The organism is Actinoplanes subtropicus (genome assembly GCF_000721705.1).
Lineage (GTDB): Bacteria > Actinomycetota > Actinomycetes > Mycobacteriales > Micromonosporaceae > Actinoplanes > Actinoplanes subtropicus.
Genome location: NZ_JOJL01000013.1, coordinates 120571 through 137623, shown reverse-complemented (window position 1 = coordinate 137623; position 17053 = coordinate 120571). Strand labels below are relative to the sequence as shown.

Sequence of the window (17053 nt, the reverse complement as noted above, 5' to 3'; positions counted from 1 at the left end):
CGACCGCCTAGCCGACCGGACGCAGCCAGCCGGTCAGGGCCTTGAACTGGCCCTTGCCCTGGTACTGGTAGAAGCGGGACTGGTCGTTGCAGACGGCCGGCGCCGCCGGGTACTTGCCGCAGGTGACCTCGGGCGCGCCCATGATGACCGGGCCGTGGAAGGCTTGGAGCGCGGCCGTGACCGAGGCCGCGTTGATCTTGTCCGGGCCGAGACCGTCGAAGACCTTCGCGTACGTCAGGATGGTCGTCCAAGCGAGCGGCGCGAAGACCTTGCTCGCGTCCCCGGCGCGCAGGCCCGCCTCGGCGGAGGCGGCCAGGAAGGCCTTCGAGTCGGCCGCGGTCGGGTCGGTCGGCAGGGTCTGCGCGATGCCGTACGTCCAGGTGGGCAGGTCACCGCCGAGGCCCTGGGCGACGTCGGGCGTCAGGCAGATCGGGGTGGAAACCACCGGCTTGCGTACGCCGAGACTCTGCAGCGCCTTGGCTATGCCCACGCAGCCCGTCCCGACCGAGACCGGAACGACGATGTCCGCGGTCGCCGCCCCGGACGCGGTCACCGGACCCAGCAGGTCGGTGCTCTGCGCGTCGAAGCCCACGGTCTTCACGGTGAGCCCGGCGGTCTGCAGCGCCTTGACCACCGCCGCGGACGCGACGTTGTCGCCCGGCGTGTTGGTGTGGATGACCGCCGCGGTCCGGGCGGCCAGGACCTCCTTGGCGTACGTGCCCCACGCCCCGAAGATGTGCGGCAGGTCGCCGAAGAGCGCGAACGTGTCCTTGGCGGTGGACAGCGCGGGGCCGGTCGCCACGCCGACCAGCACCGGCTTCTGGCCGGCGACGACGGAGGTGAACGAGCGGTCGCCGACGTACAGGTTGCCGACCCCGATGGCGGCGACGGAGGAGTCGTTCGCCAGTTGCTGGCCGCATTTCTGCCCCTCCTCCTCGGCCGAGACGACCGTGCAGACGAGCAGCTTCAAGGGGTGGCCGCCGATGCCGCCGAGCTTCTCGTTGACGTACCGGACGGCGGCCTGGGCGCCGAGCGTCGCCTCCGGCGTGCCGCCCGGGCCGCCCTCGACGTTCACCCAGCCGATGGTGACCGGTGACCGGCTCTGATCGGCGGCGCCGGCGGTCGCGCCGAGGTAGGCCGCGTAGTCGGTGACCGCCGGGCCCGCCGACGGGTTGCCGATCGAGGCGCCCGCGGCGGGGACTCCGGCGGTGTCCACGCTGGTCGCCGGCGTGGACGAGCAGGCGGCGAGGCCGAGGACCAGGGACAGGGGGAGGGCCGAGCGAAGTAAGAAACGAACGTTTGGCATGGCAACGCCTCCGCGGCGTGATCAGGCGTACGTTAATAATAAATTTCTTATGGACGGGACACTAGGAGGCGGTTCCGCTCGGTGTCAACGGCTAAAGTCGGCTCGTCCGACCAGGGACGGAGAAGGATGACCGAGACAGCTCAGCGACGCCGGCTACCCCGCCGCTCGATGGAGGAGACCCGCGCCCTCATGCTGGCCGCGGCGACCGAGGTGGTCAGCGAGGCGGTCAACGACGACGGCGAGGAGGCGGCGGCCGCCGCGCTGGCCCACATCCGGGTCAAGCAGGTGGTGCAGGCGGCGACCCGGCGGGAGCGGGAGCGGACCGGGCGCGAGGACATCCCGCCGATCACCATCGGCTCCGTCTACCAGATCTGGTCCACCCAGGCGGAGTTCCAGGCCGACCTGCTGGTCCATCTGGCGGAGGAGTTCGCCGTCCTGGTGCCCGGCCTGCCGGAGAGCCTCGACCGGTTCCGGGTGGCGGCCGCGGGGAACGTGCCGGTGACCGAGATGGTCCGGCAGGTGCTGAGCGAAAATCAAGAACACCTTCGCCGTACGCCGTTGTTCCGCGTCATCCTGTCGTTCTACGCCAGTGCCGGCCACCCGCGGGTCCGGGAGGCGCTCGCCCGCCTGGACACGGTGTTCACCGGGGCGGCGACCGCGGCCTGGCAGGGGCTGCTCGACGCGTACGGCCTGCGGATGCGCGCGCCCTACCGGGTGGAGAACCTCGCGTCGGTCGTCGCGGCGATCCTCAACGGCCTTCAGATCATTGCGATCGTACGCCCGGACACGCTGCACGACCCCGAGGGCAGCGACGACTGGAGCCTGGCGACCCGGTCGGCGGTCCTGGTGTTCGAGCAACTGACCGAAGCGGCCCGGTAGCACAGGGCGGTGCACCACCGGGCCGCTCGCTCGCGGCGTTCGCCGGTTACTTGAACGTCCACTTCTGGTTGTCGCCGGACCCGCACGCCCACAGGACGATCTTCGTGCCGTTCGCGGTGGCCGCGCCGGAGGCGTCGAGGCACAGGCCGGACAGGACGCTCGTGATGGTGCCGTCGGCGTTCAGGTTCCACTGCTGATTGTTCTGCCCGTTGCAGTCCCAGATGACCACCGGGGTGCCGTTGGTCGTGCCCTTGTTGTAGGCGTCCAGGCACTTGTTGCCGTAGATCGTCAGCTGCTTGCCCGAGGCGTACGTCCAGGATTGGTTGCTCTGGCCGTTGCAGTCCCAGATCTGCGCCTGGGTGCCGTTGGCGGTGCTGGAGTTGTTGATGTCCAGGCATCGGTTGGACTGCTTGCCCACGATGGTGCCGGTCTTGTCGCCGCCGCTGCCGCCGCCGTCGGTGCCGCTGAGCACCAGCAGAACAGCCTCGTGGGCGGGCACGCTCGCGGTGTAGCTCGTAGTGAAGGAGCCGAGGTCGGTGCCGGTCCACGGGTTGCGGACCGCGGCGCTGCCGGTGAGGCCGAGGCTGGACCAGCGGGCGGTGATGTTCGCGGTCGCGCCGGTGCGGTTCAGCAGCAGGACCGCTCGTTTGCCCGTACCGCTGAGGGTTTTGCTGTAGACCTGCAGGCCGGTCGCATCCTCGGCGACCTTGGTGCCCTGGCGGCCCAGCGGGTCCTGGTCGATCGCGATCACTTCACGGTTGGTCAGGACGGCGCGGGTGTCGGCGCTCATCGTGGCGAGGTTGTTGCCGGCCAGCAGCGGCGCCCCGGAGATCGCCCACAGGCCGAAGTGGGTGCGGTTCTGCGCCGCGGTGAAGTTCGGCATGCCGACGATGAGCATGTCGGGGTCGTTGTAGTGGCCGGCGCTCTGCGCGGTGGGGTGCTGCGCGGAGTCGAAGTTGGTCAGCACCCGGTCCATCGACGCGGTCTCGCCGTAGTAGATGATGTCCTGGCTGGTGCGCCACATGGTGGAGACGCCCGGCGCCCAGTTCCACGGGCTGCCGTTGCCCCAGCTGCAGATGGAGAAGGTCATCGGCCGGCCGGTCTGCGCGGTGGCCCGGGCGATCGAGTCGCTGATCGAGGTGTACGCCGTCTGCGGGTTGAGGCCCTCGGCGTTGCCGCCGCACCAGTCCACCTTGACGAAGTCGAAGCCCCACCTCGAGAACTGCAGGAAGTCCTGGTCGTAGTGGCCCTCGCTGCCCGAGCCGGGAGCCGCCGGCCGCCCGGTGGGATAGTAGTAGCCGCAGCCGTCGCGCCCGGCGTCGGTGTAGATGCCGGCCTTGAGGCCCTTGCCGTGGATGTAGTCGGCGATCGCCTTCATCCCGCCGGGCCAGTCGGCGCTGTCGACGGTGATGTTGCCGCCGGAGTCCCGGGTGCCCTGCCACCAGCCCTCGTCGATGTTGACGTACTGGTAGCCGGCGTCCTTCATGCCGGACGACACCAGCGCGTCGGCCTGCGCCTTGATCACGCTGTAGTTGATTTTGGCGGCGAAGGTGTTCCACGACGCCCAGCCCATCGGCGGGGTGGTCACCACGTTGTTCGGGGCGGCCGTGGCGTCCTGGGCCGATGAGACCGAGGCGGCGGCCACGATCGCGAGAGCGGCGGCCGCGGCGAGGGCGCGCCGGCGGCGTCGGGATCTGATCATCTGAACCTCCCGGGTGGGTTGCGGGCCTCGTGCGGCGACGAAGGCCGGCCACCGGGAGGAGCGGCTGGCGGCTGGTCCGCACGCGGCTGTGTGAGCGGTCACATCGCGCCAAACCATAGAGCCGGATAACGACGTACGTCAATGGGTTGGGTCGCCGTTGACTGGCTTGCGCAGTGTTCTTACCCTACGCTGTAGACCTACGGTGTAGAACAGGGTGATCGCGGTGAATTCGGTGCGCAGAATCTCGATCGTTACCGGGGTGTTGTTCGTGCTCGCGACAGTTACGGCGGTCATCGCCGGTGCGGTCGTGCCGGCTCTCGGCGGAGCTGGAGCACTGAGCGGCGTCGCCGGTCATCCGGGGCGGCTGGGTGTCGCCGCGGTGCTCTACCTGATGGCGGCCGGCACCAGCGTCGGCATCGCTGTCGCGCTCTACCCGCTGCTCAGGGAGGTCGACGCCGGGCTGGCGCTGGGGTCGGTGATCTTCCGTACGATCGAGGCGGTCTGCTATGCCGTGGCGGTCGTGGGTCTGCTGGCCGTGCGGCCGCTTGCCGAGCGATGGGTCGCGGCGCCGGCCGGCGATCGTGCCGCCATCCAGACGGTCGCCGACTCGGTCGTGGGCTCGCGGGACTACGCCACCCTGGTCGGCGTGCTGGCCTTCTGCGCCGGGGCCCTGATGTATTACCTGGTGTTCTATCGGGCGCGGCTCGTTCCCCGGTGGCTGTCCGGATGGGGTCTGGCGGGGGTGCTGCTGATGGCGGTCGCCGGTTTGCTCGCGCTGTTCAGCGACAACCCCGTCACCGGGTACACGGATTTGATCCTGCCCATCGCCGTGCAGGAGATGGTCTTGGCGGTTTGGCTTCTGGCAAAGGGCTTCCGGCGTGCGGGGTCTGCGCGTCAGGGGTTTTCTGTGTGAGGGGTTTTCCGCGTGAGGGCCTTCGGCGTGCGGGGTTTTCCGCGTGAGGGCCTTCGGCGTGCGGGGTTTTCCGCGTGAGGGCCTTCGGCGTGCGGGGTTTCCGCGTCAGGGGACGAAGGTCATGTCGGGGAAGCTCGGGGAAGGACCGTCGAGTAGCTGACCGTCGCGGCCGCGCAGCCACCGGTCGAAGAAGGCGGCGACGTAGGTCTCCTCGGTGTGGACGGCCCGGGTCAGGTCGATGCTCCCGACGGTCTGGGTGACGAAGCTGTCGGTCAGGCCGAGTTGCCGGGCGATCTGCGGGATCAGCGGGACGGCGTCCTTGTAGGAGTTCTCGCCGTTCGCCCCGTCGAGCCGCAGGTCGACGTGCCAGCCCCGGCTGTTGTCCCACAACATCCGCCAGGACGGCGTCTGGTGGTGGTCGGTGCCGGCGTCGCCCAGGACCATGAACGGCCGGCTGAGACCCTGCCGCGCCACTGGCCACAGTCCGATGGGATCCGGGATGACCGGTGACTCGACGCTGCCCCCGATGTCGACAGCCGCCCGGATACGTGGATCGTCGCCCATCATCTGGAAGGCAGTCAGCCCGCCGGCAGAGACCCCGAACATGCCCGTCCGATGCAGGTCCATGGCGCCCGCGACGCCCGCGGGCAGCGTCCTCCCCTCTGCGTCCGGGTTACGACCCCGATCCAGGGCGGCGAGTTGGTCGAGCACGAAGCGGGTGTCCGCGATCCTGGCGTCGAACACCTTGGCGCCCAGCGCCTGGAAATCGGACGGCTGCTGCGCCTGCTGGAACAGTTCTTGCAGCAGGCTGCCGACCACCCGGCCGTCCGGGAACTCCACCTCGGACGAGTCGTAGGGGTGGTCGATCGTCACCACCACGTAGCCGCGGCTGGCCAGGTCCTGCACCAGCGTCGTCTCCCAGGTCCGCGGGTCGCCGGCGCCCGGCGAGTACAACAGCACCGGGAACGGCGTCCGGTGTCGTGCCACCGGCGCACGCTCGTGGCCGGCGGTCCGGGTGGCGGCGAAGTTCACCGAGTCGGCCGGGATGTCGTAGAGCGTCGAGCCGGCGCCGGCCGCGCTGCCGAAGTGGGCCGCCGCGCCGGGGAGCATGTGCGGCGCCCGCGGGAAGCGGTCCACATCTCTGGCCGGATACCACAGGCTGACCATCAACTCCCGGTAGGACGGCGTTGCCGTCCATGGATTGGCGCGCGAATGGTCGATCAGGTGCAGGTCCACGGTGCCGACCGGATATGAGCCGGTGGGCGCCGGCAGTGTCAGCCGGCGTCGTCTGCTGGGTGCCGTTCGGTGAGGCGGTCTGCTGGGTGCGGTTCGGCGGGCTGGTCGTCTGCTGGGTGCCGTTCGGCGGGGCGGTCAGCCGGGTGGTGTTCGGTGAGGCGAGGGCGGCCGTCACGGATGTGATGGGGAGCGCGGATGTGGTGGTGAGACAGCCGGCGAGAAGTGAGGCGAACAGGGCGGTGCGGGCTCTCCGTGTCATGACCTCACGCTAGGAACGGCACGAGTCCGGCAGAAGGGAGCTATCACCCATCTCCTGGCCGAGGGATAACCCCCCTCGTCAGGGGGACATGCCGACGACCTCCACGGGCACGAGTAAAAGTGTCCGACCGCGCGAGCAACCTTTCGGGGCGCCGGAGCCACTAACGCACGTCCGACGCCAACAAAGTCGACGCCAATGATGAACCGGAAGGACCGAACCCTTGTCCCAGGAGCCCGTTTCGCACCGGATGGCGGGTCGGCGCCCGCGCCGGTCGCTGGTCATCGGGGGGACCGCCGCGATCGTCGGCGTCCTCGCGGCGGTACCGCTGATCGCCAGCGCGAGCACTTCGTCGCCGGCCGGCGGCACGCTCACGGTCGCCGCCGACGGCAGCGCCACGTACAAGACCGTGCAGGCGGCGATCAACGCGGTGCCGGCGAACAGCGGCAGCGCGTACAAGATCGTGGTGGGCAAGGGCACGTACCACGAGATCATCACGGTGCCGGTGACCAAGAAGCACCTGACGATCGAGGGCGCCACCGGCAATCCCGAGGACGTGGTGATCACGTACGGTAACGCCTCGGGCACCAGCAAGCCGGGCGGCGGTACGTACGGGACACTGGGCAGCGCCACCGCCTCGATCCTGGCCGCCGACTTCACCGCGGCGAATGTGACGATCGCGAACTCGTTCAACCCGGCCGCCGAGCCGACGATCAAGGACACCCAGGCGGTGGCGCTGGCCGCCGAGGGCGACCGGCAGATCTACCGCAACGACCGGTTCCTCGGCCGGCAGGACACCCTGCTCGCCTGGTCGCCGAGCGCGGCCGCGCAGACCCGGCAGTACTTCTCCAGCGACTTCATCGCCGGCACCGTGGACTTCATCTTCGGCAACGCGACCGCGGTCTTCAACCACGCCAACATCCAGGCGACCGACCGCGGCGCCGCGGCCGGCGGGCTCAACGGCTTCCTCACCGCGGCCAACACCGAGTCGTCGAAGAAGTACGGCTTCCTGATCACCGACAGCACGGTGTACAGCTCGGCGAAGGCGAACACCTACTACCTCGGCCGCCCGTGGCACCCGACCGGCACGGCGGTGGCGCAGGTCGTCTTCCGCAACACGGTCCTGCCGGCGGCGATCAAGAAGGCGACGCCCTGGACCGACATGTCCGGCTTCTCGTGGAAGTCGGCCCGGTTCTCGTCGTACCACAACTCCGGGCCGGGCTCCGGCGCCGCCGCGGACAGCCCGCAGCTGAGCGACGCGACGGCCGCCGACTTCACGGCGCAGAAGTACCTCGCCGGCACCGACGGGTGGAACCCGGTCGGCGCGACGACCGGCGCCACCACCGGCGCCACCGGGAACCCGACGACGAAGCCGGCCGCCACGACCCCCGCGACCGGCCCGTCGCCCGCGGCCCCCGCCGGGATCACCGGCGACACCCGCAAGGTCACCGAGCCCACCGTGCCGGCCACCACCTGCGCCACGCTCACGGCCGCTCTGACCATCTCCGGCCGTACCTTCCCGGCCGCGCAGGAAACCACGCCGCCGGACACCGCGCGGCTGCAGAAGGCGATCGACTCGTGCACGCGGAGCAGCGGCACGGTCGCGGTGAAGCTCGCCGCGGGCGGCAGCAACCACGCGTTCCTGACCGGGCCGCTCACCATCAAGCCCGGCGTGGTGCTCCTGGTCGACAGCGGCGTCACCCTCTACGGCTCCCGTAACCCGGCCAGCTACCAGATCAGCGGCAAGCCGACCTGCGGCACGCTGGCCAGCAGCAGCGGCGGATGTTCCCCGCTGATCACGGTCGCCGGCGCCAACGCCGGCATCGAGGGCATCGGCGACGCCGCCGGGGTCGAGGGGCACATCGACGGGCGCGGCGACCAGGCCATCCTCGGCACCAGCACGACCTGGTGGGGGCTGGCCACCCAGGCCCAGCAGCAGAACCTGAACCAGAACAACCCGCGCCTGATCCAGGCCAACAAGTCCGACAACTTCACGATGTACGACATCGAGCTGCTCAACTCGGCCAACTTCCACGTGGTCTACTCGGGCGGCAACGGCTTCACGGCCTGGGGCGTCCGGATCAAGACCCCGGCGAACGCGCGCAACACCGACGGCATCGACCCGGCCGGCGCCACCAACGTCACCATCGCGAACTCGTTCATCCAGGACGGCGACGACGGCATCGCGATCAAGGGCGGCCAGGCGAGCAGCAACATCACCGTCCGGGACAGCCACTTCTACGGCACGCACGGCATCTCGATCGGCAGCGAGACCAACGGCGGCGTGACCGACGTCCTGTTCCAGAACAACACGCTGACCGGCACGGACAGCTCCGGGATCGTCAGCGGCAGCAGCACCGGCATCCGGATCAAGAGCTCGCCGAAGAGCGGCGGGAAGGTCACGAATGTCGCGTACCTGAGCACCTGTGAGACGGCGGTGAAGACGCCGCTGATCTTCGACACCCACTATGCGAACGGAACCGGCACGCTGTTTCCGTCGTTCACCGGCATCGTGGTCGACGGCGTCAAGGTCATCAACTCGCCGAAGGGCGCCAAGTCGGTGTTCAACGGCTTCAGCGCGAGCCTGCCGCTCGGCCTGACGCTGACGAACGCCAGCCTCGACGTCACCACCAACACTTCCGCGTACGCCGATGTCCGGCTGGCCAACAGCAATATCACCCCGGCCGGAACCGGCGTGACCGTCACCAAGGTCTCCTCCGGCGGCGCCGTGCCGTCCTGCACCTTCCCGGCGTTCCCGGCCGGCTGACCGGTCCACCGCCGCCGCGCCGTCCCGGAACACCGCGGCGCGGCGGTGGCGACCAGGCGAGATAGATCGTTGCCTTTGGGCTACCGGTGAGTAATGTAAGACTCCTCCAGTCGACGCCCACGGACTCCACTGTGGGCTTCGAGGCATCCGGTGCGGGTGCCGGCGCCCGTACGTCAAAGGGAGTCCACGCACGATGAAGCGTCTCACCGTCAGCAGTGTCGCCGCGGCAGCCGTCGCTGGCCTGGCCCTGTCTCTCACCGCGGGGATGCCCGCCTACGCCGCCACCGTGACCGAAGCGCAGTGGCTCTCCGACGTCGCCGCCGTCACCGGCCCGGCCCAGACCTATGTGGACGGCCGGGTGGCCGGCAACAGCTCCGGCACGAAGCTGGCGATCGTGCTCGACATCGACAACACCGCGCTGGCGAGCTACTTCAAGGGCGGTTACCCGACGCCGGCCACCGCACCGGTGCTCACCCTGGCGAAGGACGCGCACAGCCGCGGCGTCGGCGTCTTCTTCGTGACCGCCCGGGTCAACCTGATCGACGCGACCACCAGGTACAACCTGACCAATGTCGGTTACACCGTCGACGGTCTCTACTCGCGGTCGCTCATCGACCTCTTCGGGGACGTCGCGGCCTTCAAGACGGCGCAGCGCAAGAAGATCGAGGACGCCGGGTACGACGTCGTCGCCAACATCGGCAACAACACCACCGACCTGACCGGCGGGTACGCCGACCAGACGTACAAGCTGCCGGACTACGACGGCCTGCTGGACTGATTCCGCGGTACCGCGGCGGCTCAGCACTCGACGACGTTGACCGCCAGGCCGCCGCGGGCCGTCTCCTTGTACTTGTCCTTCATGTCGGCGCCGGTCTCCCGCATCGTCTTGATCGCCTTGTCCAGCGTCACGTGGTGCACGCCGTCGCCGAACAGCGCCATCCGGGCCGCCGTGATCGCCTTGACCGCGCCCACGGCGTTGCGCTCGATGCAGGGGATCTGCACGAGGCCGCCGACCGGGTCGCAGGTGAGGCCCAGGTTGTGCTCGATCCCGATCTCGGCCGCGTTCTCCACCTGTTCCGGGGTCCCGCCGAGCACCTCGGCGAGCCCGGCGGCGGCCATCGCGCAGGCCGAGCCGACCTCGCCCTGGCAGCCCACCTCGGCGCCGGAGATCGACGCGCCCTCCTTGAACAGCACGCCGGTGGCGGCCGCCGTCAGCAGGAAGCGGACGATGCCGTCGTCGTCGGCGCCGTCCACGAACCGGTCGTAGTAGTGCAGCACCGCAGGCACGATCCCGGCCGCGCCGTTCGTCGGGGCGGTCACGATCCGGCCGCCCGCGGCGTTCTCCTCGTTCACGGCGAGCGCGAAGAGGGTCACCCACTCCATGCCGCGCAGCGGATCCGCGGAGTCGTCCCGGTCGGCGAGCGTACGGTGCAGGTCGTGCGCGCGCCGCCGCACCTTCAGCCCGCCGGGCAGCACGCCGCTGGTGGCGCACCCCCGCTCGACGCAGCCGCGCATCACCGCCCAGATGTGCAGCAGCCGCTCGCGGACCTCGGCCTCGCTGCGCCACACCGTCTCGTTGGCCAGCATCACGCCGCTGATCGGCAGACCGGTGGCCTGGGTGTGCTCGAGCAGTTCCGCGCCGGTCGTGAAGGGGAACGGCACGGGTGTGCGGTCGGCGACGACCGCCGGCTCGCCGGCGGCGGTCTCGGCGAGGACGAAGCCGCCGCCGATGGAGTAATAGGTACGCGAGACGACAACCTCACCGTCCAGGTCGTACGCGTGGAAGGTCATGCCGTTCGGGTGGAACGGCAGGCTCCGGCGCCGATGCAGGACGATGTCGTCGGAGGCGGAGAAGTCGATCTCGTGTTTGCCGTTCAGGGCCAGCCGGCCGTCCGCGGGCACGGGCGCGTACGGGTCGACCGTCTCCGGCTCCTCGCCGGCCAGCCCGAGCACCACGGCCTTGACGCTGCCGTGCCCGTGCCCGGTGGCGCCCAGCGAGCCGAACAGCTCGGCCCGCACCCGCCGCACCCGGGGGAGAAGGCCGTCGTCGGCGAGCGCCGCGACGAACATCCCGGCGGCGCGCATCGGCCCGACCGTGTGCGAGCTGGACGGCCCGATACCGACCGAGAACAGGTCGAAGACGCTGATGCTCACCGGCCGGCACCGTCGGTGCTGTCGACCAGCCAGGCGGCCAGGTACTGCGCGAACGAGGCGCGGACCAGCAGCAGGAACCGCTCCTCCTGGACCACGATCGTCACGCCGGTGCGGGCGAGCAGGGTCTGCACGCAGGTGCCGGCCGGGGCGAACCGCGGGTCGAGGTCGATCGAGCAGCCGCGGGCGAGCACCTCGCGGGCGGCGGGCCCGGCCAGGCTCAGCGCGGTGCGCTGGGCGGAGACGTCGACCACCGCGCCGTGCTCCTCGCCGATCGCCGCGCGCAGCAGGACTTCCAGCTCGCGCTGCCGGCCGGGCTCGGCGAGCAGCAGCCACTCGTCCGGGCCGAGCCACAGCGCGTCCACGTCGCCGAGCCGGCTCGCGGTGCACGGCGCGGTGGGCAGTTCGCCGCCCAGGGCCTTGGCCACCGCCGGGAAGGCGGGGCCGTCCGGGTCGAGGCGGAGGTCGAGCTGGGTCAGGAACGGGATCTCGGCGATCCGTACGTCGCCGCCTTCGTGCGCAAAGGCGGCCAGCGGGCTCTGCTCAACCGTCACGGCGGGCTCCTTCGGAGTCGTAGAGGACCGGGCCGGTGACCGTGACCGGCACCGACGCGCCGTCGTGCCAGGCGTGCAGGGTCTCGCCGATCCGGTCCCGGCCGGCTCGCACGAGGGCGAGCGCGAACGGGCGGCCGAGCGCGGCGCTGCGGTAGCTGGAGGTCACGTGCCCGAGCATAGGCGGGGTATCGGGGTTGGTCAGGATCTGCGCGCCCTCGGCGAGGACCGTGCTGCCGTCGGCGGGCAGCAGGCCGACCAGGTGCTTGCGGTCGGCGCGCTGGTTCTCCGTACGGTCGAAGGAACGCTTGCCCACGAAGTCCGGCTTCTTCTTCGAGACGATCCAGGACATGCCGAGGTCCTGCGGGGTGACCGTGCCGTCGGTGTCCTGGCCGATGATCGGGTAGCCCTTCTCGGCGCGCAACACGTGCATGGTCTCGGTGCCGTACGGGGTGATGCCGAGTGGTTCCCCGGCATCGAGGAGCGCCTCCCACAGCGCGCGCCCGTACCAGGCGTTGACGTTGATCTCGTACGCCAGTTCGCCGGAGAAGCTGATCCGGCAGACCCGCGCGGGAATCCCGGCCACCGTCGCGTCCCGCCACGACATGAACGGGAACGCCTCCTTGCCGACGTCGAGCCCGGGCGCGACCTGGGCGAGCACCTCGCGGGAGCGGGGGCCGACCAGCGCCACGGTGGCCCAGTGCTCGGTCACCGAGGTGAGGCTGACTTGCAGGTGCGGCCACTCGGTCTGCAGCCACTCCTCCATCCACTCGAGGACCATCGCGGCGTTGCCGGTGGTCGTGGTGAGCAGCCAGCGGTTCTCGTCGACGCGGATGACCGTGCCGTCGTCCTTGACCATGCCGTCCACCCCGCACATGACGCCGTAGCGGGCGCTGCCGACCTTCAGGGTGCTCATCAGGTTCGTGTAGAGGCGGTCGAGCAGTACGCCGGCGTCCCGGCCCTGCACGTCGATCTTGCCGAGGGTCGAGGCGTCCATCATCGCGACGCCCTCCCGGGCCGCCCGGCACTCGCGCAGCACCGCGGCGGTCAGGTCCTCGCCGGCGTGCGGGTAGTACCACGGGCGCTTCCATTGGCCGACGTTCTCGAACAGGGCACCGTGCTCGACGTGCCACGGGTGGAGCGAGGTGACGCGTACGGGATCGTGCAGTTCTCCGGTGTTGCGGCCGGCGAGCGCGGCGAACGCGACCGGCGTGTACGGCGGGCGGAAGGTGGTCGTGCCCAGGTCGCCGACCGGGACGCCGAGCTGTTCGGCGACGATGCCGGACGCCACCACGCCGGACGTCTTGCCCTGGTCGTGCGCCGTGCTGATGGTCGTGTACCGCTTGACGTGCTCGACCGACCGCAGGCCCGCGCCGACCGCCTGCAGCACATCGGCGGCGGTGGCGTCGCGCTGCAGGTCGACGAACTGCCGCTCGGGCTCGTCGCCGGGCACCCGCCACAACACCCGCGCCGGCTGCCCGGCGGGGGCCGGCGGCACGGCCGGCAACTCGGGAAGGGCGGCCGGCACGCCCAGCTCGGAAAGGGCCTCGGCGGCCCGCGCGGCGCCCTCGGCCCGGCAGGCGGCGAGCTCGAAGACACCGGCGGCGGAGCCGGCGACGCGTACGCCCTCGACCGTCCCGCCGGGCAGGAAGGCGCCGAGCGCCTCGTCGAAGCGCAGCGCGCCGCGCGCCTGGCTGAACAGGTGCACCGCCGGATTCCAGCCGCCGGAGACGAGCAGCACGTCGCACTCCAGGCCGCTGCGGGGGCCGCCACCGAGCGGGGCGAGGTGGGCCCGGGTGACCCGGTCGCTGCCGCTGGTCCCGGTCACCACGTGGCTGCTGTGGACGGCGATGCCGCGCCGCTCGCACTCGGCCCGCCAGTGCGCCGGGATCTCGTCGCGCGGGTCGACGATGCCGGCGATCGCCACGCCGGCGTCGGCCAGCTCGACGGCGGCCGGGTAGGCGCTGTCGTTGGTGGTGAACACGGCGGCCCGCCGACCGGCCAGGACGCCGTACCGGTGCAGGTAGGTGCGCGCGGCGCCGGCCTGCATGATGCCCGGGCGGTCGTTGCCGGCGAAGACCACCGGCCGCTCGTGCGCCCCGGTGGCGACGACGACCTGCTTCGCCCGGATCCGCCAGACGCGTTGCCGGGTGCGCTCCGGATCCAGCACCTCGAGTGCCAGCACGAAACCGTCGTCGTAGTAGCCGAACGCGGTGCAGCGCCGGAGGAACCGGACGTCCGGGTTCGCCCGCAGCTCAGCGGCGACCGCGGCGAACCAGTCGAGGGCCGGCCGGTCGTCCGTGCCGAGCAGCGCGCCGCCCGGCTCCGGCTGCTCGTCCACGATGACCACCCGGACGCCGGCGCGCGCCGCGGTCAGCGCGGCGGTCAGGCCGGCCGGGCCCGCGCCGACGACCAGCACCTCGCAGTGCGCGTGGGTGGCGTCGTAGCGGGCCGGGTCCGGTTTGTCGGCCAGCCGGCCCTGACCGGCCAGCCCGCGCGCGACCAGCCCGTCGTACAGCTCGATCGCGGTGGCGGCGAGCATCGGCTCGGGGAACGGCGCCTCGATCTGGACGATCGCGCTGGGCTCCGCCACGCCGGCCGTGACGATGCCGCGCGGCCGGCCGTACCTGATGCTGGTCGCCACCCGGTGGACGCCGTTGGCCAGCAGCGCGGAGGCCAGGGTGTCGCCCGCGTAGCCGGTGTACGTCCGGCCGTCGAAGGTGAACCGCAGCGGTCGCGAACGGTCTATGCGGCCGCCGGCGGCGGTCCGGAACGAAGTAGTCATCGGTAGACCCGCATCAGTCGGTAGGTGTGGGTGTCACGGACGGCGTTGAACCACCGGCGGCAACCGGCGGTGTGCACCCAGCGCTCGGCGAACGGCCCCTTCGGGTTGTCCCGGAAGAAGACGTACCGGGCCCAGGCCTCGTCGTCGAGCTCGGCGGGGTTCTCCGGGTAGGCCACGCCCGCCTGGCCGCCGTAGTGGAACTCGGCCTCCTCGCGCGGGCCGCACCACGGGCAGGGAATGAGTTGCATGCGTCAAGCTCCTCAGTGCGCGACCGCGGCGGCGCCGTGCTCGTCGATCAGGGCGCCGGTGGTGAACCGATCGAGGGTGAACGGGGCGTTGTAGGGGTGCGGCTCGTCCCGGGCCACGGTGTGCGCGAAGCACCAGCCGACGCCGGGGGTGGCCTTGAAGCCGCCGGTTCCCCAGCCGCAGTTGAGGTAGAGGCCGTCGATCGGCGTACGCCCGACGATCGGCGAAGCGTCCGGGGTGACGTCGACGATGCCCGCCCAGCTGCGCAGCAGGTGGGCGCGGGCGAAGACCGGGAACAGCTCCAGCGCCGCGGCCATCTGCTCCTCGATGATGTGGAAGGCGCCGCGCTGCCCGTACCCGTTGTAGCTGTCGATGCCGGCGCCCATCACCAGCTCGCCCTTGTGCGCCTGCGAGACATAGACGTGTACGGCGTTGGACATGACCACGGTGGGGTGCACCGGTTCGAGCAGTTCCGAGACGAGCGCCTGCAGCGGGTGGCTCTGCAGCGGCAGGGGCAGGCCCACCCGCTCGGCGAGCACGGACGTGTGACCGGCCGCGGTCAGCGCGACCTTGCCCGTCGCGATGCGCCCGCGGGTCGTGTCGACCGCGACGACCCGGCCATTGTCGACCTCGAAGCCGGTCACCTCGCAGTTCTGGATCAGGTCGACGCCCATCGCGCCGGCCGCCCGGGCGTAGCCCCAGGCCACGTAGTCGTGCTTGGCGATGCCGGCCCGCGGCTGGTACGTCGCGCCGAGCACCGGGTAGCGGACGTCGGGGGAGATGTTGACGATCGGGCAGATTTCCTTGACCTGCTCCGCGTCGACCCACTCGGCGTCGATCCCGTTGAGCCGGTTGGCGTTGACCCGGCGGACCGAGTCGCGGACGTCCTGCAGCGAGTGGGCGAGGTTGAGCACGCCGCGCTGGCTGAACAGGATCGGGTAGCCCAGCTCCTCCTCCAGCCCTTCCCAGAGCTTGAGGGAGTGCTCGTAGATGGCCGCGCTCTCGTCCCACAGGTAGTTGGACCGGATGATCGTGGTGTTGCGGGCCATGTTGCCGCCGGCCAGCCAGCCCTTCTCGAGGACGGCGACGTTGCGGATGCCCTCGTTCTTGGCGAGGTAGTACGCGGTCGCCAGGCCGTGGCCGCCACCGCCGACGACCACGACGTCGTACGACGGCTTGGGGTCGGGGTTGCGCCACAGGAACTTGGGGTGCTCGGGGAGGCCACCGTCGCTCGTGCCCATAGAATGTCAGTCCTCGCTGGTTGATATATCAGCCTGCGGGTAGAGTAGGCGAGCGCATGAGCAGCGTCAACACACGCGACCGGGACGACGGGGAGGGACCAGCGTGACGACCAGTACGGTGTCCGGTGAGGCGCCGTCGTTCGCCGAGCGGGCGTACGAGACCATCCGGGACCGGCTCGTCATGCTCGAGATCCGGCCCGGCGCGCCGATCAACGACGACCAGCTCGGCCGCGAGCTCGGCCTCGGGCGTACGCCGGTACGCGAGGCCCTCAAGCGCCTGGAGCGGGAGCGGCTGGTCGTGGCCTATCCGCGCCGGGGCACCTTCGCCACCGACGTCAAGATCGCCGACCTGGGCCACATCTCGGAGGTACGCCAGCAGCTCGAGCCGGTCGCCGCCGCGGCCGCCGCGCGCCGGGCCACCCCCGCCGACCGGGCCGACCTGCGCTCGCTGGCGGCCCGGTTGCGCGCGGCCGGCGGCACGACGGTCTCCACCGAGCTGATGCGGCTGGACATGACGGTGCACCGGGCGATCTACGCGGCGACCCACAATCCGTACCTCGAGGACACCCTGGTCCACTACGACAACCTGGCCACCCGGGTCTGGTGCCTCTTCCTGAACCGGCTGACCGACCTGGCCGGCCACGTCGGCGAGCACAGCGAGCTGCTGGGCGCCATCGCCGACGGCGACGCCGATCGCGCGGCCGAGCTGGCGGCGGCGCACGTCGCGGACTTCGAACGGGCGATCCGGGCCGTCCTGTGAGCCCGGTCGTCACCGTGGAGACCTTCGCCGGCGAGGACGAGGCGCCGGCCGGCACGGTGTGGGTGAACGCGCATCCGGTGCTGGCGGGCGAGGTACCGTGGGGTGGTTTCAAGGGCTCCGGATACGGCCGTGACCTGTCCATCTATGCCCTCGACGACTATTCGCGGACCAAGCATGTCAGGCACAACGTGGCCCGCTGAGGCGTTCACCCGATCGTGGCCCGTGGTTGACGCCGCCTTCGATCTTGGGTGACATGGGCC

Annotated in this window: 14 protein-coding genes; 6 read left to right on the top strand and 8 right to left on the bottom strand. The window is 70.9% G+C overall.

Annotated elements, in window-relative coordinates; genetic code table 11:
• Positions 1 to 7: 7 nt before the first annotated feature.
• Entirely contained in the window at positions 8 to 1306 is a 1299-nt protein-coding gene (locus IH26_RS0119385) for an ABC transporter substrate-binding protein (RefSeq protein ID WP_030437626.1), read from the bottom strand.
• 126 nt (positions 1307 to 1432) lie between these two features.
• On the opposite strand from IH26_RS0119385, the gene IH26_RS0119380 reads away from it, so the two are divergent.
• The gene (locus IH26_RS0119380) at positions 1433 to 2185 is read left to right on the top strand and encodes a hypothetical protein (protein WP_051808288.1); all 753 of its coding nucleotides are present in this window, start codon (positions 1433 to 1435) and stop codon (positions 2183 to 2185) included.
• A gap of 46 nt (positions 2186 to 2231) precedes the next feature.
• Here the strand turns inward: IH26_RS0119380 and IH26_RS0119375 are convergent, their stop codons facing one another.
• A complete protein-coding gene (locus IH26_RS0119375) occupies positions 2232 to 3887 on the bottom strand; it encodes a glycoside hydrolase family 27 protein (RefSeq protein ID WP_030437624.1) in 1656 nt (551 codons plus the stop codon).
• A 223-nt stretch (positions 3888 to 4110) separates the two neighbouring features.
• Between IH26_RS0119375 and IH26_RS0119370 the strand changes: the two genes are divergently transcribed.
• Entirely contained in the window at positions 4111 to 4800 is a 690-nt protein-coding gene (locus IH26_RS0119370; RefSeq protein WP_169789773.1) for a DUF4386 domain-containing protein, read from the top strand.
• Positions 4801 to 4905: 105 nt separating this feature from the next.
• Here the strand turns inward: IH26_RS0119370 and IH26_RS0119365 are convergent, their stop codons facing one another.
• Complete coding sequence (locus IH26_RS0119365; protein ID WP_281179758.1) at positions 4906 to 6072, bottom strand: alpha/beta hydrolase family protein; 1167 nt, start codon at positions 6070 to 6072, stop codon at positions 4906 to 4908.
• 443 nt (positions 6073 to 6515) lie between these two features.
• Here IH26_RS0119365 and IH26_RS58010 point away from each other — a divergent pair, with 443 nt between their 5' ends.
• A complete protein-coding gene (locus IH26_RS58010; RefSeq protein WP_157437266.1) occupies positions 6516 to 9059 on the top strand; it encodes a pectinesterase family protein in 2544 nt (847 codons plus the stop codon).
• Between the two features lie 193 nt (positions 9060 to 9252).
• Positions 9253 to 9837, top strand: a complete 585-nt coding sequence (locus IH26_RS0119345; RefSeq protein WP_030437620.1) for an HAD family acid phosphatase — start codon at positions 9253 to 9255, stop codon at positions 9835 to 9837.
• A gap of 20 nt (positions 9838 to 9857) precedes the next feature.
• Here IH26_RS0119345 and IH26_RS0119340 read toward each other — a convergent pair whose 3' ends face one another.
• Genes IH26_RS0119340 through IH26_RS0119320 form a run of 5 tightly spaced genes read right to left on the bottom strand, consistent with a single transcriptional unit; the run spans position 9858 to position 16033 of the window.
• Positions 9858 to 11213, bottom strand: a complete 1356-nt coding sequence (locus IH26_RS0119340) for an L-serine ammonia-lyase (RefSeq protein WP_030437619.1) — start codon at positions 11211 to 11213, stop codon at positions 9858 to 9860.
• Entirely contained in the window at positions 11210 to 11764 is a 555-nt protein-coding gene (locus tag IH26_RS0119335; RefSeq protein ID WP_030437618.1) for a sarcosine oxidase subunit gamma, read from the bottom strand. The genes IH26_RS0119340 and IH26_RS0119335 overlap by 4 nt, the downstream gene beginning before the upstream one ends.
• On the bottom strand, positions 11754 to 14546 hold the full coding sequence (locus IH26_RS62935; RefSeq protein WP_030437617.1) for a 2Fe-2S iron-sulfur cluster-binding protein: 2793 nt from the start codon (positions 14544 to 14546) through the stop codon (positions 11754 to 11756). The genes IH26_RS0119335 and IH26_RS62935 overlap by 11 nt, the downstream gene beginning before the upstream one ends.
• Positions 14543 to 14794 carry a sarcosine oxidase subunit delta gene (locus tag IH26_RS0119325; protein ID WP_030437616.1) on the bottom strand — a complete coding sequence of 84 codons (252 nt, stop codon included), beginning with the start codon at positions 14792 to 14794 and terminating at the stop codon, positions 14543 to 14545. The genes IH26_RS62935 and IH26_RS0119325 overlap by 4 nt, the downstream gene beginning before the upstream one ends.
• A 12-nt stretch (positions 14795 to 14806) precedes the next feature.
• A complete protein-coding gene (locus IH26_RS0119320; protein ID WP_030437615.1) occupies positions 14807 to 16033 on the bottom strand; it encodes a sarcosine oxidase subunit beta family protein in 1227 nt (408 codons plus the stop codon).
• A gap of 103 nt (positions 16034 to 16136) precedes the next feature.
• Between IH26_RS0119320 and IH26_RS0119315 the strand changes: the two genes are divergently transcribed.
• Entirely contained in the window at positions 16137 to 16793 is a 657-nt protein-coding gene (locus IH26_RS0119315) for a GntR family transcriptional regulator (RefSeq protein WP_034215658.1), read from the top strand.
• Positions 16790 to 16993, top strand: a complete 204-nt coding sequence (locus tag IH26_RS0119310) for an aldehyde dehydrogenase family protein (protein WP_030437613.1) — start codon at positions 16790 to 16792, stop codon at positions 16991 to 16993. The genes IH26_RS0119315 and IH26_RS0119310 overlap by 4 nt, the downstream gene beginning before the upstream one ends.
• Positions 16994 to 17053: the final 60 nt, after the last annotated feature.